Here is a 25,375-nt window from a genome sequence, read left to right on the forward strand (position 1 = left end):
AAGATGGGCAGATGCAATGACTGGCAGATTTGGGAACGGGTGTATGAAAAATCCTTCGGACCGGATAGCCTATTGGATCGGGCCGTCTTTTTGATGAACTGCAGCTGCCTTCCTAAAAAAATCCTCCAACTCCCTGACCGGCACCAGAAGGCCGTCCCGTGAACCGAGTAAATGCTTCCCAAACCGGTAGCTTGGCACTGCGTCCAGGCGGTTCTCTCCCCAGGCGTACCGGTTGCCTGCCAGCACCTGCTCCCGGTAACGGTCTTCCTCTATACAATTCTTAAAAGCATTGTGGTCTGCCCCGCACTGTTTGGCAAGCCCGGCAAGTACGTCTGTTGATGCAATATCCATGTTCTTGTCAAAGCATGCCTCATAAACCAGCCTGTGGTATTTCCACAGATTTCCTCCGTGCTCCTGGATATAATACATGCCCTGGATCGCACGGTCGCTGTGCATAAAATAAGTTTCCGGGTATGGATGTGACTCACAGGGACGCCATGTAATCTCTATCCGGGGATAGTATTCCAGAAGATTCAGCAGATTCTTGTGGCCGCGGTAGCAATAGGGACAGGCATAATCAAAAAACAGTTCTATGTTTATCATTTCAAACTCCATTCTTTTATATCATAGGTATCTCTTTCAATAAAGTGAACCGCCCACTGATCCCAGTAGCCCTCATACACTCTGCCATCCTGTCCGTCAAAGTTCAGCTGATACATCCTGAATGTGACCAGGATATCCTTAGGCTGCCACTGTTCCTCATATGTATATTTGTAACTCATTCCCAGCCGCTTCATTACCTCGCCGCTGCGGGGATTCTTCACATCATGGGTGGCTGTAATATAAAGAAAGCCATCCCTTTTCAGCTGCCGGATCACCGCCCTGCATGCCTCACTTATAATTCCATTGTGCCAAAACTCCCTGCGCAGTCCATACCCCAGATCATAGGGAGCCTTTGTTCCTACATTAACATATCCAATGGGTATCTGGTCACTCTTTAAACAGACGGCATAGCAATATCCCCGGGGCTGCCTGTAAGCATCCCTGTATTTTGTTTCAAATAATGCCCTGGCTTCCTCCAGTGTTTTCAGAGGGAACCAGGGCAGATAGGTGTTCACCTCCGGATCACTGTATATGGCAAACAGAGCATCTATATCCTGCTCGGTAAATTTCCGTAATATCAGCCGCTCCGTTTCTAATGAGGGCGTATTTATAAATTCCATTACTTATTGCCTCCTATATCTTATTTCGTATCATTATATCAGAAATCTATGGTACAATATAGCTGTTAAATCAAAATTGGAGGAGGTTTCGGACATTGACTGAGAGAGAAAAGATGCTGGCCGGTCAGCTTTATGATTGCGGTGATAAAGAATTACTGGCCGAGTGGCACAGGGCAAAGGATCTGGCAAGGGACTATAACAATACCGATTCTTCAAATAAAGAAGAAAAAGAGCGCATCCTTAATTTATTACTTGGCGGTCGAGGGGAAAATTTATGGATCACGGCCCCCTTCTATGTTGATTATGGAAACAATATCTACTTTGGGAATAACTGTGAGGTTAATATGAACTGCACCTTTTTAGACGACAACAAAATTGTCATTGGAAATAACGCCCTGATTGCTCCCAATGTACAGATTTATACTGCTTTTCATCCAACCAATGCAGCCAGACGGTTTGGCTGTCCCAAAGAGGACGGTTCCTTTGAATTTTGCAAGACGCAAACATTACCTGTGGTGATCGGCGATAATGTATGGATTGGCGGCGGGGCCATCATTATGCCCGGTGTTACCATTGGCAATCATGTTGTGATCGGTGCGGGAAGTGTTGTTACAAAGGATATTCCCGACAATATGATCGCCTGCGGAAATCCCTGCCGGGCTGTAAGGGAAAACAGGTAGCGCACACTTATGGTTCACAATGGTGTACATCATAAAACCGCCTGCCCCGGCCGCACCAGGAACCGTTCCGATGCTTCCTGTGCAGCCAAGGCAGGCGGCAACTCTGTCCGCAATTCTATTCTTAATTCTGTTCGCAGCTCTATCCGCAATTCTGCTTAATTGTCAGTTCCAATCATCTATTCGGTCGTCTCAGCCGCCGGTTCCGTCACTGGTTCCGCCTTTTGTTCCGCCATCTGTTCATCATATACCTGTCGGACGCGTATTGCCAGCTGTTCCATATGGTCATGATCTGTTCCGCAGCAGCCGCCCAGTAATTTCAGTCCGTAATCCTTATGTAACTTCATCATCTCATCCGCCCACTCATCCGCCGGGCTGCTGTACACGACCGGACTGTTATCTAATTCCTCCGGGCTCAGAGGAGAGCCGTTGCCTTCCAGTCCTAAGAAGCGTTCCCGAACCGCATTGGTGCGATTCCGCCTTTTATCCAGGGCAGACATAACATTTCGCGGATGAACGCAGTTGACCTGGTAAAACATAGGGGGATGATCCCCTGTCTTGGCGTCAATATAGTCAATGGCCTCACTGAGCCACGTTCCATCCATCAGCTTTCCGTCCTTACGGATCAGGAATGTGATAAAGTACGGAATGGAGGTTTCGCTTAATGCCCGGGCGCATCCGGCAGCATCCGGCAGACTGGGGGTCAGGCCGTTCCTCACATGGTCGATCATGGATGTCTCCAGCTTTTTCGCATGGTCTGTATAGTATAAATAAGCCTCCTCCTCATCTAATCCGGAGAAGGGATTATAAGGATCGCCGGTGAAACCCATGGTGGTGCCAATGAAGATCTGGTCGCGGATAGCGGGATAACCGTCCACGATGGAACGGCAGTGGTTCAGATTATCCGCTGATACATCCCGGTCCTCCCAATAGGTTCCTTTCCCCATGGATGGGGTGGTAAACTTGCTGTACGGATGAAGAATCATTGGAAGATCATATTTCTGTGCAATCTGTATGTAGTCATGAAACACGGCGTCCAATCCCCGATGCCCATTCTCAGTATAATAAAGGCCGGCCAGCTTCAGCGGGGGCGTTGGGTCCTGATGTGTAAAATTACGTTTGATCCGTTCCCCCACAGATCCCTGCAGCATCATGATGGGGACTTTTGCAAATGTTTTTTTAAATTTTTCTCTCCGTTGTGTGGTTGTCATGTATCATACCTCCTGCTTTTCTTTTTATAAAATACAGCTTGCTACACCCCTGGGAGAGCCCTGACCCGGTCCCATCCCACTCTTACTTACTATAGCATTTTTAGGTATGATTTTCAATAGATATATCGTCATGTTGACTTTACTTTATATCCTGTTATTATAGCCTGCTCAACGTTAAGTATAACTTTATTCAACCGAAAAAATGTATTAACGCATCTGCCAAGCGCTCCGGCGCTTCCAAAGCAAGACTATGTCCGCATTCTTCAAATACCTGTCCCGACACCACATTGTCGGCAAACTCCCTCATCTGTTTTTCAACCGTATTTCCAAAAAACTCCGGAGCACCAATGGTCATAACCGGCATTGTGATCTTCGACTTTTTCAACTCAGCATTTATTTCTGCATTCTTAAACGCTGCGCGGTATGTTTCCAGAACTCCCCTAAGCCCTCCAGGTTCCTTTATGTGAGAAATCCATTCCTTAATGCACTCTTCTGAAATTGCATTGGGATTCCATGTTTCAGCTTTCATCCAATAGCTCCAGAATTCCTCTTCATGTCCGGATATTAACATTTCCGGTACATGGGCGATCCAGAAAAACGGAATGTGCCACTGCCAAGTACCATTCTGGTTATACTGGCGTCTTACATTATCCTTTGTAAAATAGGACATTGTATCCAGGTCCTCTCCCGACAAAAGCATTTCACAAAATGAAAGGGCCTTTACATGATCAGGGTTAGTGGCGGCCAGCACATAAGCAAACTCTGCCCCTCTGTCTTCTCCATGTACATAGTACCGGTCATATCCCAGCTGTCTCATCAAATCCGCCATATCATTAGCATTGGTCAAGGAATCATATCCATCCTCCACAGGCGGTTTATCTGTATCACCAAAGCCTCTTAAGTCCGGAGCAATCACCGTATAGTGTTCTGTAAGCAAAGGAATCAGCCTGTACCAATAATAATGGGTCTTAGGTGTCCCGTGTAAGAGCAGAAGCGGCTCTCCCTCTCCGGAAATTACATAATGCATGCGGATGTTATTTACCCTGGCGCGCATATGGCGGACTGGGCGGTGGTTGTGATCATAAATCTCAGGCATGTTATCTCCCCCTTTTAATTATTTATTCTAATAAGAATGCATGATTTCAAGAATTCCTTTTTCTGTAAAATCAGGATCTGTCCTAGATATCTCCGCAACAATTCTCCCCCTGTCTATAACAATAATTCGGTTGCATACATTCAACAACTCCCTTGTCTCCGGGGAATAGATGACAATTCCCTTATTCTTTGATTTTTCCTGCAGCAAAAGATTATATATTTCATTTTTAGCTTTAATATCAATACCACGGGTGGGTTCGTCAATTAAAATTACATCCGAATCCCGCAGAAGCCATTTAGCGATTACAACTTTCTGCTGATTTCCTCCTGATAGGAACTGCACCTGCTGGGATGGGCCTGTAGTTTTAACCTGCAATTTTGTGATGTAATCTTTTGAGGCGGCATTTGATAACGGACCGCTTATCAATCCTGTTTTATCCTTTGCTTTGTCCAAAGATGCAATAAGGATATTATTTTCAATCGGAAGTCCCATTGCAAGCCCTTCCCCCTGACGGTCATTAGTTATCATACAGACACCCCGCCTAATCGCTTCCTGAGGGCAAGAGGCTTTCATAAATTCCCCTCGCATCTGAAGGCTTCCCTCATCATATTGCATGATCCCAAAAATAGAATACATAAGTTCCGTTATACCGGATCCCTTCAAACCAGCCAGACCTATAATCTCGCTTTCATAGACATTAAATGTAATATCCTGAAACATACCGTTTCTGGACAACCCCTGAATGCTCAAAAGTGCTGTTTCCCCATGATCAGCCATTTCACGTTGGGAATATTCGCCTTTCCATTCCGTCTCCCCCAGCATCAGATTGATGATGTCTTTTTCATTGAGGATACCTGTTTTTTTATCAAATACGCCTGCTTCCAATCCATCCCGGAGCACTGCGACACGGTCACAAATTTGGACAATTTCCCGAATTTTATGGCTGATAAATACAATTCCAAGCCCTTTCTCCCTTAAGCCGCAGATAATTTCAAAAAGATGTTCAACTTCTTTTTGGTTTAAGGCAGCTGTAACCTCATCTAAGATTAAAAGTTTGGGATCCATCAGCATTGCTTTTGCAATAGACACGATTACTTTGCTCACAAGATTGATATCCCGTACTTTCTTATCCACCTCTATTTCAAACCCAAGGCTTTCCATCACCTTGCGGCTCTCTTCTCTCATTCTGCCACGGTCCAGCATTCCATAAGAGTTTCTCAACTCCCTGTTTAAAAAGATGTTTTCGTAAACCTTCATGTTCTCGCAAAGAGACGGCTCCTGATGTACCATACCGATCCGCAGGCGTTCCGCTACATTTGGATCATGGATGTCAACCTTTTTACCTTCAAAATAGATCTCTCCTCCATCCGCATGATGGACTCCGGCCAAAATATTCATTAGTGTAGACTTTCCTGCACCATTGGAACCTATGATTGCAACATTCTCACCATAGTTGACTTCAAAATCAATCCCTTTCAACACCGGGACTCCATTGAAACCTTTCTGAATATTTTTCATCAAAAGCAGCTTACTGCCGTTTATTTCCATGTTCATAATCTCACCCCGTTCCCAGTCCTGTTAAACCTCAACAATGTTCAGTTCTTTTAGTCTCCTACTGTCGCTTCTCTTGTGAAGTATTGCAAATAATACAATAAACAGTCCCAGCACAAATGTCTGATGATAGGACAGGAAACCGATCATGCTCATGACATTTGATAAAATCGCCATAAATAAGGCCGCTTTTACCGTATTTCTCAGATTACCTACGCCTCCATTTAACTCGATACCGCCAATAATCGCTATAGCCAGCGCTGTCATTTCATATCCGGTGGTCTGGGTCACATCAATAGACTGTAATTTTGACGTAAATACAATACCGGTAACACCTGCCAGAAATCCACTGATAATGAACATAAACATTTTCCATCTGCCGGTATTAATACCGCAGAGTGTGGCTGCCTTGACGCTCCCTCCTGTAGAATAGACCCTCATTCCAAATCTGGTGGAGCCACATAAGAAGATAAACAGTCCTGCTATCAACAGAAACAGCAACAGACAAAGCGGAATACATCCAAGCACCTTAGCCCCTCCGATCAATGCTGCCCCTTTAACCTTAGTCATGAACAGCGGAGTTCCTTTGGTTATGATGTATCCAATTCCCGTGACAGCGTACTGCACACCTATGGTTGCAACAAACGCCGGAACATTGCCTTTTACAACTAAGATCGCATTGATCAAACCGATCAGAGTGGCAATTAGTAATGTGAAAACAACTATCATCCACCACGGGGCTGTTACATATCCTCCCCGCACCACTTCTTTACCCATGCTGAATTTATAGATTGCATTGGACAGGTAAATTGCAAGGGCCGGCGAAACAACAGCACTGATCCCCACTGTCAGATCAATTTCAGCGACTAATAGCACAAGAGATTCTGCAATCGCTAATAAACCATAGATAGCACAGGTATATAGGATCACGGTGATATTATTACTTTTAAAAAAATAAGGACTTAATATCCTCCCGCCTGCCAACGAAATAATAATGGCACACCACAACATATGATGGACCACTAATCCTTTTAATTTGTTAATATCTAAAGCCTTCATAAGCCATCCCTCCCAAGGTCTACATTAACCGATTTCCATGCCTTGGATCATGCCCGTTTGCGGACCGTCAAGCCATATAGGTATACCACCAGAATAATCATCACGCCTTTCAATGTCGTTGAAACATACGTTCCAAATCCGGCAATTGCAAGCATGTTCTGCATTAAACTCATTGTAATAAATCCCAACAATGTCCCTATTACCGTTCCTTTTCCTCCGTTAAGGGAAATACCTCCCAGAACGGCAATTGATATAGCCGTAACTTCATATCCATTTCCCAGCTGCACGGTGGAACTCCCTAACTGTCCTGACATAAGAAGGGCCGCTATGGCTGCCAGAAGACCACTGACGGTAAAGCAGATAATTTTAATCCGGCTGATATCCACACCGCTCATCCAAGACGCCCTTTTATTTGCACCGGTATAATATATTTTCTTACCAAAAGCGGATTTCCTCAACATGAATTCAAACATAAATGCCAGAGCCACACATAACAAAAGTGGAATCGGAATACCAAATATACTGCCTTTGGCTAATGTAAGGGTAATATGATACAGATCCGTAATATACTTCTTCTGCGCCCTGACCAGTATGGCCGCTAAACCATTAAACACAGAAGTGGTTCCAATGGTAAGCATCAGGGATGGAACCTTTGTATTTGTAATTAAGCAGCCATTCAGGAAACCAGCGGCAGCGCCAGTGCAGCATATAGCTGCAATGGCCGCCGGCTCACTGATATCATATATCTTTGCTGCAACCGCCATAGCGAGGGTCATGATCGCCCCCACCGAAACATCAATCTCTCCGGTCAGTATCACAAGACTCAAACCTACTGCAACAATTCCTCCGGGCGCATATGTCCTTAACAGATTCTCAAGATTCTTTAATTGAAAAACCCTAGGTATAAAACAGGCGGATATCACCAGTAATACAACAAGAATCAATATGGAGATGAAAAGACCTTGGGTTTTTTCTGTTATATTCTGTATCGTCTTCTTTAATTTGCCTTTATTTTCTATCACAACAGGATTCCTCCCCTTTTGATCACAGCATGATTCAACCTATTTAGCTACATAGTCCGGACCTGAAGCATATTGATACCAGTCTTTTGACGTCATTGTCTTAAGGCCGAACACCACATCTCCTCCTGCCGTTACCATAGGGATATTTGGAATTGCTATATCTTTAGGAAGCGTTTCTCCTTCTAGCATCTTACATATGTAGCGTACTCCTATATCTCCGATCAGTGGAGTATATGGACAGTTGACCTCAACCAGCCCCTGATCAATAAAATTAAAAGATTCTTTCGTATCATCTATAGTCAACATGATGATCTTCTTTCCGTCTTTCCTGCTTTCCCAGCGGCCGGCACTGTTTACCGCCTCGATAGCAACAGGTGTCTGGGTCAATCCTTCACAGAAGAAAGCATCAATATCATCATACAGCTGTAATGCATTCTGCGCATTAATCAGGGACTGCTCCGTATCGTCATTGTCAAAATACGATTCCAGGATATGAATATCAGGAAAATAGGATATAACCTTTAGAAAATAGCCACACCGCAAGGTATCGGCCGTAACGCCAGCAGCTTTTCTCAACAATACAATATTTCCCTCCACTGATTTACCACCGGATTCTTTGGCCAACTGCCATACCAGATATGCTCCGCACTGTGCGCCATTGGCGGGGAAATTGCCGCTGATAACACCATCAATCTCCGGATAGCCACAAAGCCTGTCAACTGTTATAACGGGTATTCCAGCCTCCACAGCTTTCTGGGCAGGCGCAGCAGTTGCAGCTTCAGTCCTTGGCCATAGCAAGATAGCATCCACATTCTGGGCTATAAGCATGTCGATCGCATCAGAACAGCCATCGGAATCCAGCCCATAATCCATCCAAACAAGTTCAAGATTCTCATGTCTGCTTGCTTCATATTGAATAGAATCGTAAAGATTTCCCATCCAGGAGTCAATTGCGCTGATCGCCACAACACCCACTTTATATGTTTTACTTGAATCCCCAATGGGACCTTCATCCATAGGCATATAGTTTGTGTATGCCATCTTTAAGTTTGTATTGCCTGAATAAGGTCCTGTTATCTCCGTGCCATCTCCCATAGTCCAGAAATAATCACCGTAAACAACCCCATCAGGCGCACTCTCTGCATATACATCCAATGCATCACTCATATATAGATCATATACTTCTTTATTAGCCTGGGAAATTGGAAGTTTTACAAAAAAATCAATGATTTCCCCTTGAGATAACCCCCTGTCAGCCAATGTGGTGAAAAAATCGTATGCCTCCATTCCTGATAATGCAGAACATTCACTAACCAACTGGTCTACAAGGCTCACTTCTCCAGTCTCCTTATTTGATCCCGATGGCTGAGATGCCTCTTCCTTTGCGGTTTCTTCTTTTACTACTGCATCAGTTCCATTGCCTGTATTTGATGATTCTTCAATCGAGCAACCGCTGGTAAAAATACTAAATGCCATGCTAACTGCAAGAAATAACGTCATGTGTTTTTTCATTAAATAACCCCTCCATTTTTAAATTTACTTTCAACCGTTCGTTTTAGTAAAAAACGCCCCCTGGTTCATAAAAATTTTAATTCTATTTAGATTATATATCTAAACATTTTCTTTGTGAATTATGATAAATGGATAAACTTAGCCATTATATTTTGTATATAATGTATGTTTTTTTCAAATAATCAATGTCATCAATAGGAAATATGTATGCTTTTCTATAAACCAACTCTAAAATTTATATGTTTTTTCATACATCCTTACTGATTTTATGGATTTTTGTTTATTTACCCTATTCAATCATCCATTACCTCAAGAGACTGATTGCTGCCTCCCAGTTCCTGCACTTCTCAAACCGTTCTTCAGGTTTCATACCTGCCTTGAAGTATATACGTTTGTCTTTGGCAAAAACAGTATCCTTTTGATAGATTCCCTGACTGATGCCAGCCATATATGCTGCACCAATGGCCGATAATTCTTCCCACTGAGGTATACTGACTGTCACATCCGCGATATCGCTCTGAAACTGCATCAAATACTTGTTTTTAGTAGGGCCTCCGTCTACACGAAGTTCTTTGATTTTGATTTGGCTGTCTTTTTCCATGGCATCGAGAACATCCTTGATCTGATATGCAATGCTTTCCAGCCCTGCCTTGATCACTTCGTTTTTTCCGGTTGTCCTGGTCATTCCATAAATCATAGCTTTAGCCCGGTCATTCCAATATGGTGCAGACAGTCCGGAAAAAGCAGGAATAAGTACGGTAGTATCCTTCTTATTAGCGTGTTCCACTGCCTTTTCCAATTCCACCGTGGACCGGACCAGACCCATATCTTCCTGCAGCCAAGTGACTACGGCTCCGGTATAATTAATGTTTCCCTCAAAAACGTAGGTCACGCTTCCATCCATGGACCAGGCTAACGATGTTGCCAGCCCGCATGTGCTGGCCCTGAATTCCTCCCCAATATTCATCATAATGGAAGAACCCGTGCCATAAGTAGTCTTTATCATCCCCTTCTTATGGCATCCCTGCCCAAACAACGCCCCGTGAGAATCACCCAGCACACAATGGATCGGGACCGGCGCCTGTAAAACCCCCTCAAAATCCGTATAGCCAAACACAGAATTGCTGTCTGCAAGTTCCGGAAGAGACTTCAGCGGCACCCCAAACATTTCACATAATTCTACATCCCATTGCAGGCTGTGCAGGTTCAAAAGCTGGGTTCTTGAGGCATTGGAATAGTCTGTTTTAAATGATTTTCCACTGGTGAGCTTATACACCAGCCAACTGTCCATTGTCCCCAAAAGATAGTCTTTTGCTCCAGACTCTTTTATAGTGTTCCTAATAAGCCATGCCATTTTCGCCGCCGGAAAATAGGGAGACAGCGGCAGACCCGTCTTATCTTTAACCACTGCGGCAAGATCCTGCATCTTGTCTGTAATTTCCTTCGCACGTGAGCATTGCCACACCACTGCTTTCCCCAAGGGTGTACCATCATGGTTCCAGGCAGCAGTAGTTTCCCGCTGATTGCTGATTCCCACCGCGGCAATACTGTTCCTTGGAGCTCCGGCCTCTTTTACCACCTTCTCCACAGAAAGGATAACATTTTGGTATATTTCATTAATATCATGAGATACCCAACCATTCTCATCTATCCACTGGCGGTGTTTCACATCCACTCTTTTAACAAGGACGCCTTCCTCATCAAATAGGACCGCCTTGGTACCCTGCGTACTCTGGTCAATGCCGATAATATAATTCATGATCTACACCTCTTTTACTGCCCGCTTTATCTGTTTTGCAATCCCATCCGCATCCATTCCATAGAAAGCAAATACTTCTTTATTGGTTCCTGTCACAATGTGTCCATCTGGCAATGCAATCTGAAGCACATGTTTTGGATTATGCCGGGCCAATGTCAAAGCTGTAAGACTCCCCAGTCCGCCATACGGAGAATGCTCCTCAACCGTTACCACCAGTCTGACTCTATCTGCATATTCCAGCAATGTCTTTTCATCAAATGGCTTCAGGCAGTACATATCAATGACACTCGCACGTATTCCATCCGCCTCCAGCTTTCCGGCCGCCTGCAAGGCATTGGGAACCATCTCTCCACAAGCTATGATCAATACATCCTGCCCTTCTTTTATGACTTGTGCTTTGTCTAATGAAAAATCTGTGGAATCGTCATATACATCTTCTGTTGCGGATCGACTCACCCTTATATATGCCGGTTTATCATCCTCCAGCAGCGTTTTGATGAGAACAGCGGTCTGAAACCGGTCACTTGGCATGTAGACCCTCATCCCAGGCAAGGCTGTAAAAGCCGCTACATCCTGACAAGAATGATGGGTCATCCCCAAAGCCCCATAACTTATCCCCCCGCTGATACCAACCAATGTGACATTATTACCGGAATAAGCCACGTCCACCTTTGCCTGTTCATAACTTCGGGTGGACAGGAAACTGGCAGGTGATACAGCAAACGATTTTTTTCCACATGATGCCAGGCCTGCAGCAATCGTCACAAGGTTCTGCTCAGCAATTCCAACCTCCACACACTGTTTGGGATATTGTTTAAAAAATGGAGCCAGCGATGCGGATCCCCTAGAATCTGAACACAGCACCACAATATCCTTATCTGTTTTTGCCGCCTCCATTAATGTATCGCAGATGGCCTGCCTGTTAGTTATTTTATTCATGACATCAGCTCCTCCAGTTCCTGAACCGCCTTTTGATACTGTTCTTCCGTCATCACTCCATGGTGCCAGGACACATCATTTTCCATATAGGGAATCCCCTTGCCTTTTACAGTATGGGCTATGACAGCCGTAGGTTTTCCCCTATATGACGCTGCAGCCTCATATGCTTCCACCAGTTGTTCACAGTCGTTTCCGTCTTCCACTTCAATCACATGAAATCCAAAGGCTTTAAACTTATCCGAAAGGCTGTGACTGCACATTACATCATTAGTTATCCCACTGATTTGAAGGCGGTTTAAATCTATCGTTACACACAAATTATCTAACCTGTAATGGCTGGCTGCCATCATCCCTTCATAGTTGGAACCTTCATCCAGTTCCCCATCCCCCACTACTACATAAGTCCGGTATGGTCTTTGGTCCATTTTCGCTGCCAAGGCCATCCCTACTCCTGCTGATATACCATGCCCGAGGGAGCCGGAATTCATTTCAATTCCAGGAACATCTGTATTAGGATGTCCTATGTATCTGCTTCTATATTGGCTAAAAGTTTTAATGGCTTCCTCTTTGTTAAAATAGCCCTTTTCTCCAAGGACGCAGTACAAAGCATCAGCACAATGTCCTTTACTTAATATAAAACGGTCACGGTCTGGATCATCCTGCTTATCCGGAGATACATTCATGATCTGGAAATACAACACAGTCAGGATATCAGCTACACTAAGATCACCGCCCACATGGCCGGCCGCCGAATTGTGAACCATTTCAATCAAATCCCTGCGGATTTCATATGCTTTTTTTTGCAGTCCTTCCATAAATGCCTCCTATTTTATCGAATTGTAAATCCGCCATCTACCACCAGATCTTCACCGGTAATCATGTTGGATTCATTACAAGATAAGAACAAAATTGCCGCCGCAATTTCATCCACCTCTGCAAACCGATGGGCTGGGATCGCCTTGATCATGTCATCCTTCACCTTCCCCTGCCAAGCCCGGTCCCCCATATAGGTACGGACTACTGTTGGCGCCACACCATTGACATTAATACCAAACTCAGCCCATTCCAAGGCCATTACTTTAATCATTCCAACCAAGGCCGCCTTACTCATGGTATATCCCACATGTTTATCAATGGCAATGAAATCTGCCTGAGAAGTGACACATACAATTTTTCCGCCTTTTCCCTGCTTGATCATAGTCTTTCCAACCTTCTGAGTCAAACGGAACACGCTGAATGCATTTACATTCATCTGATTTTCAACCAACGCAAAATCAATATCTTCCGCGTTATCCAAATCCACCCGGCCCGCAACATTGGCTAATATATTAATCTCACCAAAAGTTTCAATTGCAGTTTCGACCACACGGTCAACTTCTTCCGGTTTTGTCAAGTCACACTGGATACCAATCGCTTGAGTATGGTATTCCTCTGCAATCCTCGCAGCTACCTCGCTCACAGTATCCTTCATATCTGCTAAAACCAGTTTAACTCCCTTAGATGCATACATGCGGGCAGTTGCCTCTCCAATCCCCCCTGCTCCACCAGTTACAATTGCGGTTTTGCCATTCAGCTTAAACTCTCCCGTTGCTTTTTCATACTGAATCATACTAAAATCTCCTTCCTTCTTATAAATTATTTATTGAATGGTTTAATTATATTTCTAAACCGTTCAATTGTAAATTGATATTATTTATAAATATCTCATGCTTTATTTGTGCATTTTGTACTATTTATTGCCTCTTTATTTGTTATTCTTTTAACATCCAGTGTTTTAGAATGTACTACTTTCCCAATTGCGTTTAGTCATCTAACTAAACTATTTATTTTATTTAGTTATTCCATTGACATTCTTTCATAAAAAATTTATAATAGAACCACGAAATCTTTTAAAATAGGAGTCAGCATATGACAAATAGGGAGTTAGCACGTCAACTGAATATATCTCCAGCCGCATTATCATTAATTGTGAATCACAAATCCGGTGTTTCCGATACAACACGTGAGCGGGTGATCAGGCAGCTGGAGGAATTGGGATATTCCCATTTAATCAAGCAGCCGCAAACCATAATTGCGGAAAATAATCTTTGTTTTGTCATATATAAACGTCATGGCAAAATACTAAACCAACATCCGTTCTTTCTTCTGCTGACTGAAAGTATCGAAAGCCATGCCAGGGAATATGGGTATCATATACTATTGACCACAGTAGATAAGAAAAGTCCTATCGATAATCAAATAGAAAATTTAAATCAGATGAATGCCAAAGGCTTCATTATTTTTGCTACAGAGATGTTAGATGATGATATTGATTGTTTTAAAAAATTAAAGCAGCCTTATGTTGCAATTGATAATGATTTCACGCATCTGAATATAAATACTGTATCCATCAATAATAGCATGGGAACTTTTCAGGCGATTGACCATTTGTATCAAATGGGACATCGGCATATCGGATATCTTCAAAGTAATGTTTTCATTAGCAGCTTCGGCGAGAGGACGCGCGGATACCAGGATGCTATGAAACACTTTAACCTTGAACTAGATTCCAGTTTTATTTTTAAAGTCCAGTATACAGAAGAGGGCAGTTATCAGGATTTTAAACATTATCTCAATAGTTCCTCAAAGCTTCCCACTGCCTTTGTAACAGATGATGACACCATGGCTACCGGCGTGATGAGAGCATTATTAGAAAAAGGGATACGCATTCCTGAGGATATTTCCATTGTTGGCTTTAATGACCGCCCAATTTGTGAGCTTTCTTCACCCAAACTCACATCTGTCAATGTTCCCCGCCATTCCTTCGGAGCAGAAGCAGTAGATTGTATCCTTTCTCTGATAGAAAAGGGCGATAATGGTAAACCACGGGGACGTTCTATTAAAATACGTATTGGAACGCAGTTGATCAAACGAGAGTCAGTACAGGATTTGAATCGATAAAGTATATCTAAAAATCGGGAAAATATTATGATAGCAAAACCAAAGAGGCCTTCTACAAAAATCGTAGAAAGCCTCTTTATTTTTAACACTATCACTGGTTATGGAGACATTGGGCCGTATCATTGATCATTTGGTGTCCCGACTTAAAAATCCTCCTAGAGCCCGGAGATTCTTAACAGAAATCTCCCCGCAACCATCCGGCACCAACCAAAAAGGCGTCCACCCCCACCCCCGCATGACCTTACGCGAACGTGATCACGGTCCCGGTCTTACACTCCAGGGCCTCCAATGCCTTATCCAGACTGGTGATGATTGCTTTTTTCTGCGGGTTCTGGCGTACAAACTTCATACATGCCTCTACCTTGGGAAGCATACTTCCCGGGGCAAACTGCCCTTCCTCCACATACCGGGCCGCCTCCTTCAAGCTCATCTTGTCCAGGCTCCTCTGATCCGGCTTGCCCCAGTTCACAGCAACCTTTTCCACCTCGGTCAGGATCATCATGATATCCGCATCCACCTGCTCTGCCAGAAGTTCCGCCGCAAAATCCTTATCGATCACGGCAGCCACTCCTTCCAGCGTTCCGTCAGGGTTCTCAACTACCGGGATGCCGCCTCCTCCGCAGGAAACCACGATCGTAGATTTCCAAAGGTTCTTGATCGCATCGATCTCCACGATCTTCCGGGGAGTGGGGGAGGCGACCACTCTGCGCCATCCCCTTCCCGCGTCCTCTTTCATGGCGTATCCCTTTTCCTGCATCAGCTGCTTTGCCTCCTCCTCTGTGTAAAAAGGACCGATGGGTTTTGTAGGGTTTTCAAAGGCCTTATCGTCTTTGTCAACCACAAGCTGCGTGGCAACGGTCACAACCGGACAGTGCTTGTTCCTGACACTGAGCGCATACTTTAATGCCTGCTGAATATGGTATCCGATGTAGCCCTGGCTCATGGCGCCGCACACATCAAAGGGCATGGCAGGCGTCACATCCCTGGCAGCCTCAAAGGCCAGAAGGATCCTGCCCACCTGGGGGCCGTTGCCATGGACAATACTCATCTCATAGCCCTGTGCACTGATTTCAGCCAGTCTCTCGCAGGTATGCCTTACCACCTCCAGCTGTCCCTCTGAGGTGGGCTTACTGTTCTTGGACTGAAGGGCGTTTCCGCCCAGGGCGATTACTATTTTTGACATGATCTCACCTCTTTAGTCTCATTCGCCCTGCTTGGACGCCCTTCCCACATTCTTTGTGGCGCAGTGCACACCGCCGCCGCGGATGTTCAGGGCCGTACTTACAAATGGCACGATCTTTCTGTCCGGGAATACCTCCTGCAGGACGGCAAGGGCCTGCTTATCCCGTTCCCTGATGCTTTCCGGCCTGCCCTCCTCCCAGTAATTCTGCGCGATCACAATATTGTTGAGAATCAGGAAATTGACGTAGCTTAAGGCGGGCTGCATGATCATATCTCCTGTGGGCATGGGGGTCCCGTCATCCAGGAAGTCATTTCCTTCCCCATAACGGCAGGACCATGTATCATTGATCCAGTCGCCCGGTTTGGAATATACATAGAAGGGCTCCGGCGCAGGCATGCGCACGATCTTATATGGATTACCTTCCGCGTCCGTTGCATTTTTCAGGACCTCGTATGCGGCATCGCATCGCTCTTTTGTAATGCGGTGTGAATTCAGATTGGCAGCCTCCTCCTCTGTGATCTCGGTGAGAAGAATGGTATTTGGTCCCACAAATCTGGCAAACTCGTCCATATGGCCATTGGCGGAAGATGAACGGTAAACCGGTTCCCCGTCCACATAATCCAGCACTCCCGAGGTGGTAAGTTCATCGTCAAAGACACCTTTCTCCAGCCAGAGTACTTTCTTTAAGTTAAACAGCCTCTTTAACTCCTCCTCCACTTCCTCTGTGGACATATGGGGATTTCTCTTGGTCACTTCGGTGTCCCGCAATGCCATCAGCACGCCGTTTCCGTTGAATTCCTTATCCCCGCCTTCTGTGATCAATGTGGAATTGAGGAAATCCCTGCAGCCGATCTCAAGGGCGAGATGGGGAGCAAATTTTGCGCACAGGGTGGAGGTCACACTGTCAATGGTGCTCTGTCCGTACATGTTAAACCTTGGGTTGGTCAGGAGACGGTGCCCTTTGTCATCCACCATAATGTCGGGGCCGTAATCCCTTGTCCAGTTGCTGCCGTCCGGATAAGTGGTGATCACAACCTGCTCAATATCCACATCTTCCTCTGCCAATGCCTTTTTGCAGCTTTCCACACGCGCCTGATCCGGGCAGTTCACGTACACGGTCACGCCCTCCGCCTGCTCCACCATGATCTTGATCAGCTGTGCAAATGCTTTGTGCAGACTGTATCCTTTAATGCACTCCGCCATTGCCGGCCATCCCAGGATCACATATTCCTGTGGCTCAAATTCTCCCGGTACGCGAAAATCACTGTAATCCAATCCTCTGTATTTTAATATGTCCATAACCGATTCCTCCTCTATCTCTCACCTAACACTGCTTTTATAACAGCCTTAATGGTATGTTTTCTGTTTCCTGCTTCCTGGAAAATGTATGCTGCGTTCTGCTCAAAGACTTCATCCGTCACTTCCATTCCGCCCTTAAGGAACTCACGCAGATCCGGGTCCTCGATCACGGACAGCAGCTTCTGTCCTGATGCATGGTCCATATTATGGGTGGAGGGCAGCATGTGGATTACAATACAATCCGGATTTTCCGTGCGCTCCAACAGTTCCCTGTTCACCTGGTAGGGGCGGAAACGCACGATTCCCGGAAGCCATGTCTCAACAGGATCTGTGAAAAATCCCCAGTTCTCTGTTGTGATCACATCCACGCCCTTGATGGCATTGATATCATCTGTTTCAATAAATTTGCACTGGGGGCTGTATTTCGCAAACAAATCTTCCACGATCTTACGTTTTCTGGCATCCATTTTCGTATCCCAGTTGGGGCTCACCACACCCTCGGGCACAAACTTGCGGAAGGTAGCCTTCTCTGCCGCTGTCAGTCCCTCTAATGCCTCATCCATTTCCATGTAAGATGTAATGTAAGTAAAGTTCATACCCAGCATAGCACACATAACGCCATATGAGAAGGAGTTCACGGCGCCGCCCCGTCCGATAAAGCACAGGGTCTTTCCCTTGTAATTCTCACGTCCCCAGACTTCATCCAAAGTCATGGCGTCTGCCAGCATCTGAGTGGGGTGCTGATGGTCTGTGTAACCATTGATAATGGGGACTGCGCTGTCCTTTGCCATTTCCAACAGCGTGCTGTGCTTTGCCCCCCTGTATCCGATGGCGCTGTACATCTCACTGAATACTCTCATGGAATCCTTGATTGTCTCCGTGTTTCCAAAATGGGAATTGGAAAGGAACGTGGTCCCCATCCCCAGATCATTTGCAGATGTCTCAAATGCACAGCGTGTACGTGTGGAGTTCATCTCAAACAGCAGCAGAAAGTCCTCCCCGATATAGTCCTGATGTTTGATGTGTTCCCTGCTCTCCTTTTTCAGCCGGATCGCCAGGTCCAGAAGATACCGGATCTCCTCCGGTGTAAAATCCTCCAGTGCAAAAAAGTTTCTTCCTTTTAATGATATTGCCATTTTTTCTTGTCTCCTTTTTTTGTTTCCTTTTATTCCAGTGTTATCTGTACTTTTTCAGTTTTTCTTTGTTTACCGCCGCTTTGTAACCAGTTTGAATACTTGATCCAAATTTCCATTTAGATAATGTACAATGTTCATTGCTGACGTCCGCTCCAGGTCTTCCACCGAGGAGGTGGAATAAAACGCGGTGTGGGGCGTTATGATGACATCATCCCTTCCAAGGAGGGGGTTCTGTGCGATATGTTCCGGTCTCTCATCCCGGATAGTGTCAAGGGCGACGCCTTTGATCAGCCCCTCATCAAGGGCCTGCTTAAGATCTGCTTCCACCACCGAAGCGCCCCTGCCCGCATTTATGAAATAAGGATGTTTTCTCATCCTGCGGAATGCGTCTATGTTAAAGAGATCGTGATTTCCCTCTGTCAGGCTCATGTGATTTGAGATCACATCCGCCTCCTCATATATATCCTCCGGGGAGTCCGCCAGCTTTACCCCAAAATCTTCCGCATATGTGGGACTTACATATCTGTCATAGGCCATGACATCCATTCCCAGGGCCTGTGCACGCAGAGCAACCGCTGTCCCGATCTTTCCAAGGCCAAAGATGCCCAGTGTCATATTCTTGAGCCTTTTATTAGGCTCCACGATCTGATAATCCCAGTTGTGGTCACGTTCCAGCGCATGCATGTAATGTTTCAGGTTTTTAACCAGTGCAAGCATGACACAGATCGTATGCTCCGCAACGTCAATGGTGCAGTACTCCCCCACAGGGCACACTCCAATATGACGGCGGTTTGCCTCGGCCAGATCCACCTTGTCATAACCGGTTGCATTGATGGATATCACCTTCAGGCCGGGGGCATGGTCCATGGCCTCTGCATCCATCTCAATAAAACCGGTGAGCAGGGCGTCCGCCCCGGAAAGCCTTTCATAAAACTCATCCCGCTTTTCATCCGTGTACTCGTATACTTCCACCTCACACTCCTCCCCCAGCCCGTCCTTTAAGACTTGGGTTTCCAGATCGTGTGTGGGCATTAACAGTTCTGCATAATCTGCAATCAATATCTTCATATCTTCCCTTCCGGCAATCCTGCCTTAACCCATCAGCGTCAGTCCCAGCGCAAATGCCAGACACACCAGGAAGATCACAACCAGCGGTTTCCAGACAGCTTTGACCCACGACATGTAATCAATCTTTGCGTATTGCGTACAGGTCATGACCGCAATGGAGGTTGGTGTAAACATCTTGGCAATGCCAAGGGCAAAGTTATAGATGATGATCATTACATAGGGCGGTACTCCTGCAAATGTGCCAAGGGGCACCATAACCGAGATGGTAGCTCCCGCAAGTCCCGTGGAACTGGGGAGAAAGCAGGCAAATATCAGATAGATAACAAATGCCAGGATCACAAAGATCACCACCGGCAGGGAGCCGAGCGTCACTTCTGTTGCATGAAGGATGGTGGATGTGATATTTCCCGAGGTCATGATCACCTGGATGCCGCGTGCCATGGGAACGATCAGTGCTGTTGACACAAGCTCCGCCGCACCTTTGATGATAATGTTGATGATCCTGTCCAGATCATATCCTGCCATAAATCCTGCGATCAGGCACATCACCAGCATAAGGGCTGTCAGTTCCGTAAAGTACCAGTCGCCGAACGCCACCACATTGCTTCCGATCACGGTGCTGATAATGGGAGTTGTGTTGATCCACTCTGCAACGGATGTAAAGAATGTAAAATGTTCGTTGATGGAAGTCCATGGGAACAATGCCAGCAGCATGATCACAAAGGTCATGATAAATACGACCACAAGCCCGGTCATATGCTTCACATTGTTTGATGTGCCGCTGTTTTCCTCAGCGTTTCCAAAAGCTTCCAGATCCTCATTCCGGCGGTAAAACTGCACGGATTTTTCGGGATTGGCCTGAACCTTCTTTGCATAAAGACTGATCAGGGCCGCAACCGTACCTGACAGTACAAAGAAGAGGATCAATCTGGGAATGATCCCTTCTCCAAAGGATATTCCCGCAATATCCGAAGCAATGCCCGTGGAAAAGGGGTTGATCGCCGATGCCGCACATCCGATCTGCGTACCAAATACGGAAATCATCACAACCGTGATTGTATCCATACCCATGGCCAGGAATATTGGCAGGAATAAGGATACATAGATGGCGCATTCCTCATATGCCCCCTGGGATGTGCCAAGGAACGACAGGATAAACACCAGAATGGTTATCAGCACATATGGTTTTTCCTGAAATTTCTTTGCCACGGATGTCAGCGCATATCCGATCACACCTGTCTCTTCCATCATCTTCAGGAAACTTCCGAAAAGCATGATGTAAAGGGAAATGGAGATAGCTCCGCTCACGGCTCCATTCCCCACCATGCCCGTGATCGGCGCCGTGATCACATCCCACAGTCCCTGGGGATTGGCGGGCAGTTCCCTGTACGTTCCTGCAATTGCATAACCGGCTTCATCCAGTTCGTATTCTCCGCCAGGTACAAACCAGGTCAGAAGGGCCATCAGCACAATGACTGCAAATATAACAACATACGAATTCAGGCCCTTCTTTTCCTTTTTCTTCTTTTGGGTTCCTCCCATTTTTAATTCACCTTCCTCTTCTTTTTGTTTGCATTTTCCAGTACTGCATTGCGTGATTTTATTTTAGGGGAAATGGATCCGGAAATACATTGGTCGGACATACAAAGTCACGATCAAAAGAATGTATGAATCACCAACGTGAAAATATCAAAAAAATGAGACTGTCAAGGCAACAGTCCCATTCTATATACTCATACAGATTCATTCCCCAGGCGGCGCGGATCTGGTATTAAGCCACCACAATAACAGCACCAGCAGCACAATCCTGCCCAGGTCAAATATAACGCTTTGCAAGCTACCCTGTCCGTAAAATACCATCCGAACGGCGGCGTACACCATATAAAGGATCAGAACAATTTTTAAAAGTTTCCATCTGGATTCTCTTTTTATCATACTATCTATAACCTCACCTAAAATAATCGGAACATTTTTGTCAGCAAAATAATGATCGGCAATGCCAGCACCGTTTTCTCTAAGAATATACAGCAGAGATCCTTTAGTCTGACCGGCACCTTTGAGGAGATCAGGATGGAACCGATCTCGGTGATATATATGATCTGGACCAACGACAATGCGCCCAATACAAATCTTGTTTTTAAGCTCCCCACCCCTGCCAGCAGAATGGAGGGCAGGAACATGTCGATAAACCCGATAATGGTTGCAGGCGCCACAGAAAAGGCATCCTCAATCCCAAGTAACTGCAGATAGTATCCAAAGGGAATGGACAGCCATTCAAATACCGGTGTATACGCCTCCACCATGCAGGCAATGGTTCCGAAGGCCATTACAATGGGCGCTGTCTGGAACACGATCCCCATAAATGTATCCAGTCCGCTGACCAGGATCTGTTTCAGCCCGGGTCCCTTTGCCGCCTTCTCAACAGCCAGCTTCAATGCCCACTGGTGCATGGTGTATCCTTCCAGTTCTTCCTCCTTCACCTGCTTGCCCACGTCCGGGCAGAACTCCTCCGGATACAGGCAAAGGGGCGGGATCCGGATCATAACGGCCGCGCTCAACACTCCGGTAATTGTGACAATGAGATAAAAGGGAACAAACAGATGATCCACTCCGATCATGGCAGCGATCACCAGGCTGAATGGCAGGGATACGGCGGAAAAGCAGCATGCGATCACAATAGCCTCTCTGGCCGTGTAATATCCACGCTCGTACTGCTTAATGGTTAGGACCGCCCCCACCGTATTGCTCCCCAGCCATGAGGCCAGCAGATCCACCGCCGCCCTTCCCGGCAGGCGGAATACCGGCCTGGTCACCCTGCGCAGCATGGTCCCCACATAGTCCATGATCCCGAAATCCGTCAGCAGCGGAATCAGAAATGCCGCTGCCATAAACCACACGGTAATGGTCTTGAGCAGATTCAACATGGTCCCGCCCGTATCCGGAGAGACCACAACATGAAAGCCAGCTCCAAAGTAAACCATGACCGCAAACACAGCTCCCAGGACACGGCATACATAATAGAACGTATTACAGGAAAAAAGGCTGTTCCAGCGTTCACTTTCCACGATCCAGGCCGGCTTCAGGAACCGTCTGACAGTGGAGCATACTGCCGACAGGACAATGGCTGCTACCACCACAGTGGTGATCACAGGGGCTAACAGCTTTTGCATGAGATCCGTAATGATGCCAATGAGTATGGTCATATTCCCCTGCCACTGGATGGGAAGCAGAAAGATCACTGTTCCCAATACAGACGGAATAAGAAATCTGCATAACTCCTGTAAAGTATACGTTCTGTTGCCTTGGCTCTCCATATCGTTTCTCCTATGTGATGATTCTATGTTCCGCCCCGCTGAGAGGTCTGATTTTTAAAACCAGTATAATCTGTTGATACTGTTTTTTCTATTGTGTATATCTACAAAATTACAGTTTTGTTTTTATATGAATCACCAATTCATTTTCCGGCCTTTTCTATTTAAGTTTAAATTATCATCTTTGCATGTTCAGGGAACAATGATATAATCTCAGATAAGGCGGTGGATATGATGGGAGATAATTCATTAAAGTATACGTTTCACAATGATTTCAAGGAGGTTTCCATAAGGGATCTTCTCAATACAAAGCAAATGTATTCCTGTGATACGGTCATAACACAACAGGGACTTCAGCGTGTCATAAAAAGCGCAACCGTTATGGATGTGGAGGATATTGACGACTGGCTCCATGAAGGGGATATCCTGATCATAAGCCGTTTTATGCGCACCTGCCTCACTGAAAAGTTCATCAATACCCTGCACCAGAAGCAGATCTCCGGTGTCATCACACATAAGCTGTATGAAGAATATATTACCACGGAACAGAAAAACTTATTGATGAATTATCATATTCCTCTTATATTTATAGAGGACAATGTTCCGTGGCGTGATATGATCGTCCTGATCCAGAATCTGGTCATCAACAATCAGACGCAGTACCTTGTTGAAAACCAGAATTTCCAGAACTCCATCATCAATTACCTGTCCAAAAACTATACCCTCAACAGTCTGTGTGAGATCGTACACAACCTGACACAGATCACCATCGCCATTGCCGACTATAACCTGCGGCTGCAGGACAGCTCAAACGATAATAACTGGAACACGGAACTGTATAACCTGAGGGTCAGCGCCCTGCACCACCGCATTCCCATTGGCGAGAACTTTAACGGCGTCACAATGAACGGCTACAGATACCAGGACACTGCCATTAACGGGGAGTATCAGTATTTTATCATCCCCTCCCATATTTCAAAGTTTACCTCCGCATTTTTTATCATTGTAAAATACCGCTCCTTCGCGGAGACACTGCCCCCGGAGTTGATCTGCAGGCTGGAGACCATTGAGTCCATCTATTCTCTGAAAAACAGTATTACCGCTGAATTCGAGAAATCAAATTATTATTTTAAAAGTGTTGTTTTTGAAAGTCTCCTGGATATGTCCCACGAAGACCGTGCCCGAAAAAAGCAGATCGGCCTGAGCCTGAACACGGAGCTCAGCGGCAGCTATTACCTGCTTTTGATCAACAGCCGCAAGGACTTAAATATCTTTAACAATGTGGGACTGCTGACCGGATTTATCAATCATTTAAAACATATCAAGTTATACAATAATAAATTCCTGGTCTTTTTATATAAGGAACAATGGGTCATCCTGATCGATGACAAGGTCCCCTCCATCAAGGCCATGGGCGCACAGTTATACGATGCCCTTTCCACCTATTTTAATTCCTCCCATTTCATCATGGGGATCAGTGACCTGCACCATTACTGGGATCTGAGAAGGGCCTTTAATGAAGCTGCTTTTACCATCAATTACGCAAAAAACAAACAGGACAATGTGTGTCTTTTGGTATACGGGGAATTGGGGATCATCAAACTGTTCACCGACAGCAACGGCAATATCAATGACGCCTACCTCAATGAACTGTATCAATCCTATTTAAAACCCATTGTGGATTACGACAAAAAGCATTCCTCGGACCTGTATCTTACCCTGGAATACTTTTTCTCCAATGAGCTTTCCTATAAAATAACAAGCGAAAAGCTATTCATCCATGTCAACACCCTCCATGCCAGGATCGCAAAAATAGAGAACCTGATCCATGTCAGCTTCTCTAATCTTGACAGTATTATTGGGCTTCGCCTTACGATCCTGTTGAATCAGTTTGATTATTTTTCACATTATAGGTAGGAGACATTAGTGTGAAAGAAAGTAGAGGTCAGCCAATAAATGGCGCACTTAATCAAGCTGTCATAAATGACAACTTTCGAAAAAGTAGATTATTAAATGATAATTAGGAAGCTGCTGTTTTTTGTGGTGGAGGATATAAACCTTCACGTACAAGTAATTTCATAGCTTGTTTGATAGCCTTAGCTTTTTGTTTTTCTACAAGGGTTTCTGGCATATCGATTTTGTATAAGTCGCTCGGATTCCATACTTCTCCAGTAGATAGCATCTGGAAGATAGCAGTAAGAATCATGCGCGCGATAGCAACAATGGCTCTTTTCTTGCCACGGCGTTTTGTAAGAGATTCATATTTCTTTTTGTAGTAAGGAGACTTTTCGGATTTAACGGCCGCATGAGCACATTGCACTAATGCAGGTTTGAGGTAAACTCCAGCACGTGTAATTCGAACAGATTTCTTCTTACCACCAGATTCGTT

Annotated in this window: 22 protein-coding genes and 1 pseudogene; 3 read left to right on the forward strand and 20 right to left on the reverse strand. The window is 45.4% G+C overall.

Going from position 1 to position 25,375, the window contains the following annotated elements; translation table 11 throughout:
* Nucleotides 1–69 precede the first annotated feature (69 nt).
* Together HMPREF9469_RS03760 and HMPREF9469_RS03765 are read right to left on the reverse strand one after the other, a co-directional pair.
* Nucleotides 70–603: a DsbA family oxidoreductase gene (locus HMPREF9469_RS03760; RefSeq protein ID WP_007859311.1), complete on the reverse strand. Its 534-nt coding sequence runs from the start codon at nt 601–603 to the stop codon at nt 70–72.
* Nucleotides 600–1,223: a GNAT family N-acetyltransferase gene (locus tag HMPREF9469_RS03765; RefSeq protein WP_007859313.1), complete on the reverse strand. Its 624-nt coding sequence runs from the start codon at nt 1,221–1,223 to the stop codon at nt 600–602. The genes HMPREF9469_RS03760 and HMPREF9469_RS03765 overlap by 4 nt, the downstream gene beginning before the upstream one ends.
* A 95-nt stretch (nt 1,224–1,318) precedes the next feature.
* Here HMPREF9469_RS03765 and HMPREF9469_RS33700 point away from each other — a divergent pair, with 95 nt between their 5' ends.
* Complete coding sequence (locus HMPREF9469_RS33700) at nt 1,319–1,903, forward strand: sugar O-acetyltransferase (protein ID WP_007859315.1); 585 nt, start codon at nt 1,319–1,321, stop codon at nt 1,901–1,903.
* Nucleotides 1,904–2,079: 176 nt separating this feature from the next.
* On the opposite strand, the gene HMPREF9469_RS03775 is transcribed toward HMPREF9469_RS33700, so the two are convergent.
* The 10 genes from HMPREF9469_RS03775 to HMPREF9469_RS03820 form a co-directional block, all read right to left on the reverse strand.
* Nucleotides 2,080–3,111, reverse strand: a complete 1,032-nt coding sequence (locus HMPREF9469_RS03775) for a homocysteine S-methyltransferase family protein (RefSeq protein ID WP_007859316.1) — start codon at nt 3,109–3,111, stop codon at nt 2,080–2,082.
* A gap of 190 nt (nt 3,112–3,301) precedes the next feature.
* The gene (locus HMPREF9469_RS03780) at nt 3,302–4,207 is read right to left on the reverse strand and encodes an alpha/beta fold hydrolase (RefSeq protein ID WP_007859317.1); all 906 of its coding nucleotides are present in this window, start codon (nt 4,205–4,207) and stop codon (nt 3,302–3,304) included.
* 27 nt (nt 4,208–4,234) lie between these two features.
* The gene (locus tag HMPREF9469_RS03785) at nt 4,235–5,761 is read right to left on the reverse strand and encodes a sugar ABC transporter ATP-binding protein (RefSeq protein ID WP_227884014.1); all 1,527 of its coding nucleotides are present in this window, start codon (nt 5,759–5,761) and stop codon (nt 4,235–4,237) included.
* A gap of 24 nt (nt 5,762–5,785) precedes the next feature.
* On the reverse strand, nt 5,786–6,817 hold the full coding sequence (locus tag HMPREF9469_RS03790) for an ABC transporter permease (RefSeq protein ID WP_007859319.1): 1,032 nt from the start codon (nt 6,815–6,817) through the stop codon (nt 5,786–5,788).
* 47 nt (nt 6,818–6,864) lie between these two features.
* A complete protein-coding gene (locus tag HMPREF9469_RS03795; protein WP_007859333.1) occupies nt 6,865–7,839 on the reverse strand; it encodes an ABC transporter permease in 975 nt (324 codons plus the stop codon).
* Nucleotides 7,840–7,878: 39 nt separating this feature from the next.
* Entirely contained in the window at nt 7,879–9,351 is a 1,473-nt protein-coding gene (locus HMPREF9469_RS03800) for a sugar ABC transporter substrate-binding protein (protein ID WP_007859334.1), read from the reverse strand.
* A gap of 304 nt (nt 9,352–9,655) precedes the next feature.
* Nucleotides 9,656–11,110 (reverse strand): FGGY-family carbohydrate kinase, encoded by a 1,455-nt coding sequence (locus HMPREF9469_RS03805; protein ID WP_007859335.1) that lies wholly within the window; start codon nt 11,108–11,110, stop codon nt 9,656–9,658.
* 3 nt (nt 11,111–11,113) lie between these two features.
* The gene (locus HMPREF9469_RS03810; RefSeq protein ID WP_007859336.1) at nt 11,114–12,049 is read right to left on the reverse strand and encodes a transketolase family protein; all 936 of its coding nucleotides are present in this window, start codon (nt 12,047–12,049) and stop codon (nt 11,114–11,116) included.
* Entirely contained in the window at nt 12,046–12,864 is an 819-nt protein-coding gene (locus HMPREF9469_RS03815) for a transketolase (protein ID WP_007859337.1), read from the reverse strand. Before HMPREF9469_RS03815 ends, HMPREF9469_RS03810 begins: the two co-directional genes overlap by 4 nt.
* Nucleotides 12,865–12,878: 14 nt before the next feature.
* Entirely contained in the window at nt 12,879–13,658 is a 780-nt protein-coding gene (locus HMPREF9469_RS03820; RefSeq protein WP_007859338.1) for an SDR family oxidoreductase, read from the reverse strand.
* A 299-nt stretch (nt 13,659–13,957) separates the two neighbouring features.
* Between HMPREF9469_RS03820 and HMPREF9469_RS03825 the strand changes: the two genes are divergently transcribed.
* Nucleotides 13,958–14,989, forward strand: coding sequence for a LacI family DNA-binding transcriptional regulator (locus tag HMPREF9469_RS03825; protein WP_007859339.1), 1,032 nt, complete (start codon nt 13,958–13,960; stop codon nt 14,987–14,989).
* A gap of 241 nt (nt 14,990–15,230) precedes the next feature.
* Here HMPREF9469_RS03825 and arcC read toward each other — a convergent pair whose 3' ends face one another.
* The 7 genes from arcC to HMPREF9469_RS03860 form a co-directional block, all read right to left on the reverse strand.
* A complete protein-coding gene (gene arcC / locus HMPREF9469_RS03830; RefSeq protein ID WP_007859341.1) occupies nt 15,231–16,172 on the reverse strand; it encodes a carbamate kinase in 942 nt (313 codons plus the stop codon).
* An 18-nt stretch (nt 16,173–16,190) separates the two neighbouring features.
* Entirely contained in the window at nt 16,191–17,471 is a 1,281-nt protein-coding gene (locus HMPREF9469_RS03835) for an agmatine deiminase family protein (RefSeq protein WP_007859343.1), read from the reverse strand.
* 14 nt (nt 17,472–17,485) lie between these two features.
* A complete protein-coding gene (locus HMPREF9469_RS03840; protein WP_007859345.1) occupies nt 17,486–18,607 on the reverse strand; it encodes a Rossmann-fold NAD(P)-binding domain-containing protein in 1,122 nt (373 codons plus the stop codon).
* Between the two features lie 69 nt (nt 18,608–18,676).
* Nucleotides 18,677–19,675: an NAD(P)-dependent oxidoreductase gene (locus HMPREF9469_RS03845; protein WP_007859349.1), complete on the reverse strand. Its 999-nt coding sequence runs from the start codon at nt 19,673–19,675 to the stop codon at nt 18,677–18,679.
* A 24-nt stretch (nt 19,676–19,699) separates the two neighbouring features.
* Nucleotides 19,700–21,217 (reverse strand): YfcC family protein, encoded by a 1,518-nt coding sequence (locus tag HMPREF9469_RS03850; protein ID WP_007859351.1) that lies wholly within the window; start codon nt 21,215–21,217, stop codon nt 19,700–19,702.
* Between the two features lie 201 nt (nt 21,218–21,418).
* Complete coding sequence (locus HMPREF9469_RS03855; protein ID WP_007859357.1) at nt 21,419–21,610, reverse strand: hypothetical protein; 192 nt, start codon at nt 21,608–21,610, stop codon at nt 21,419–21,421.
* Nucleotides 21,611–21,627: 17 nt separating this feature from the next.
* Nucleotides 21,628–22,989 (reverse strand): YjiH family protein, encoded by a 1,362-nt coding sequence (locus HMPREF9469_RS03860; protein ID WP_007859358.1) that lies wholly within the window; start codon nt 22,987–22,989, stop codon nt 21,628–21,630.
* 228 nt (nt 22,990–23,217) lie between these two features.
* Here HMPREF9469_RS03860 and HMPREF9469_RS03865 point away from each other — a divergent pair, with 228 nt between their 5' ends.
* Nucleotides 23,218–24,903 carry a helix-turn-helix domain-containing protein gene (locus HMPREF9469_RS03865; RefSeq protein ID WP_007859359.1) on the forward strand — a complete coding sequence of 562 codons (1,686 nt, stop codon included), beginning with the start codon at nt 23,218–23,220 and terminating at the stop codon, nt 24,901–24,903.
* A 103-nt stretch (nt 24,904–25,006) separates the two neighbouring features.
* Here HMPREF9469_RS03865 and HMPREF9469_RS03870 read toward each other — a convergent pair.
* Nucleotides 25,007–25,375, reverse strand: a pseudogene (locus HMPREF9469_RS03870) (IS110 family RNA-guided transposase); the annotation flags it as partial.

Origin of the sequence: [Clostridium] citroniae WAL-17108, assembly GCF_000233455.1 — a bacterium.
In the GTDB taxonomy this organism is placed as follows: domain Bacteria; phylum Bacillota; class Clostridia; order Lachnospirales; family Lachnospiraceae; genus Enterocloster; species Enterocloster citroniae.

Excerpts from the sequence above, each read along its gene's own strand:
- HMPREF9469_RS03760 (WP_007859311.1), bottom strand. The coding sequence starts at position 603 with ATGATAAACATAGAACTGTTTTTTGATTATGCCTGTCCCTATTGCTAC.
- HMPREF9469_RS03765 (WP_007859313.1), bottom strand. The coding sequence starts at position 1,223 with ATGGAATTTATAAATACGCCCTCATTAGAAACGGAGCGGCTGATATTA.
- HMPREF9469_RS03775 (WP_007859316.1), bottom strand. The coding sequence starts at position 3,111 with ATGACAACCACACAACGGAGAGAAAAATTTAAAAAAACATTTGCAAAA.
- HMPREF9469_RS03780 (WP_007859317.1), bottom strand. The coding sequence starts at position 4,207 with ATGCCTGAGATTTATGATCACAACCACCGCCCAGTCCGCCATATGCGC.
- HMPREF9469_RS03785 (WP_227884014.1), bottom strand. The coding sequence starts at position 5,761 with ATGAACATGGAAATAAACGGCAGTAAGCTGCTTTTGATGAAAAATATT.
- HMPREF9469_RS03790 (WP_007859319.1), bottom strand. The coding sequence starts at position 6,817 with ATGAAGGCTTTAGATATTAACAAATTAAAAGGATTAGTGGTCCATCAT.
- HMPREF9469_RS03800 (WP_007859334.1), bottom strand. The coding sequence starts at position 9,351 with ATGAAAAAACACATGACGTTATTTCTTGCAGTTAGCATGGCATTTAGT.
- HMPREF9469_RS03805 (WP_007859335.1), bottom strand. The coding sequence starts at position 11,110 with ATGAATTATATTATCGGCATTGACCAGAGTACGCAGGGTACCAAGGCG.
- HMPREF9469_RS03810 (WP_007859336.1), bottom strand. The coding sequence starts at position 12,049 with ATGAATAAAATAACTAACAGGCAGGCCATCTGCGATACATTAATGGAG.
- HMPREF9469_RS03815 (WP_007859337.1), bottom strand. The coding sequence starts at position 12,864 with ATGGAAGGACTGCAAAAAAAAGCATATGAAATCCGCAGGGATTTGATT.
- HMPREF9469_RS03820 (WP_007859338.1), bottom strand. The coding sequence starts at position 13,658 with ATGATTCAGTATGAAAAAGCAACGGGAGAGTTTAAGCTGAATGGCAAA.
- HMPREF9469_RS03825 (WP_007859339.1), top strand. The coding sequence starts at position 13,958 with ATGACAAATAGGGAGTTAGCACGTCAACTGAATATATCTCCAGCCGCA.
- arcC (WP_007859341.1), bottom strand. The coding sequence starts at position 16,172 with ATGTCAAAAATAGTAATCGCCCTGGGCGGAAACGCCCTTCAGTCCAAG.
- HMPREF9469_RS03835 (WP_007859343.1), bottom strand. The coding sequence starts at position 17,471 with ATGGACATATTAAAATACAGAGGATTGGATTACAGTGATTTTCGCGTA.
- HMPREF9469_RS03840 (WP_007859345.1), bottom strand. The coding sequence starts at position 18,607 with ATGGCAATATCATTAAAAGGAAGAAACTTTTTTGCACTGGAGGATTTT.
- HMPREF9469_RS03845 (WP_007859349.1), bottom strand. The coding sequence starts at position 19,675 with ATGAAGATATTGATTGCAGATTATGCAGAACTGTTAATGCCCACACAC.
- HMPREF9469_RS03850 (WP_007859351.1), bottom strand. The coding sequence starts at position 21,217 with ATGGGAGGAACCCAAAAGAAGAAAAAGGAAAAGAAGGGCCTGAATTCG.
- HMPREF9469_RS03855 (WP_007859357.1), bottom strand. The coding sequence starts at position 21,610 with ATGATAAAAAGAGAATCCAGATGGAAACTTTTAAAAATTGTTCTGATC.
- HMPREF9469_RS03860 (WP_007859358.1), bottom strand. The coding sequence starts at position 22,989 with ATGGAGAGCCAAGGCAACAGAACGTATACTTTACAGGAGTTATGCAGA.
- HMPREF9469_RS03865 (WP_007859359.1), top strand. The coding sequence starts at position 23,218 with ATGATGGGAGATAATTCATTAAAGTATACGTTTCACAATGATTTCAAG.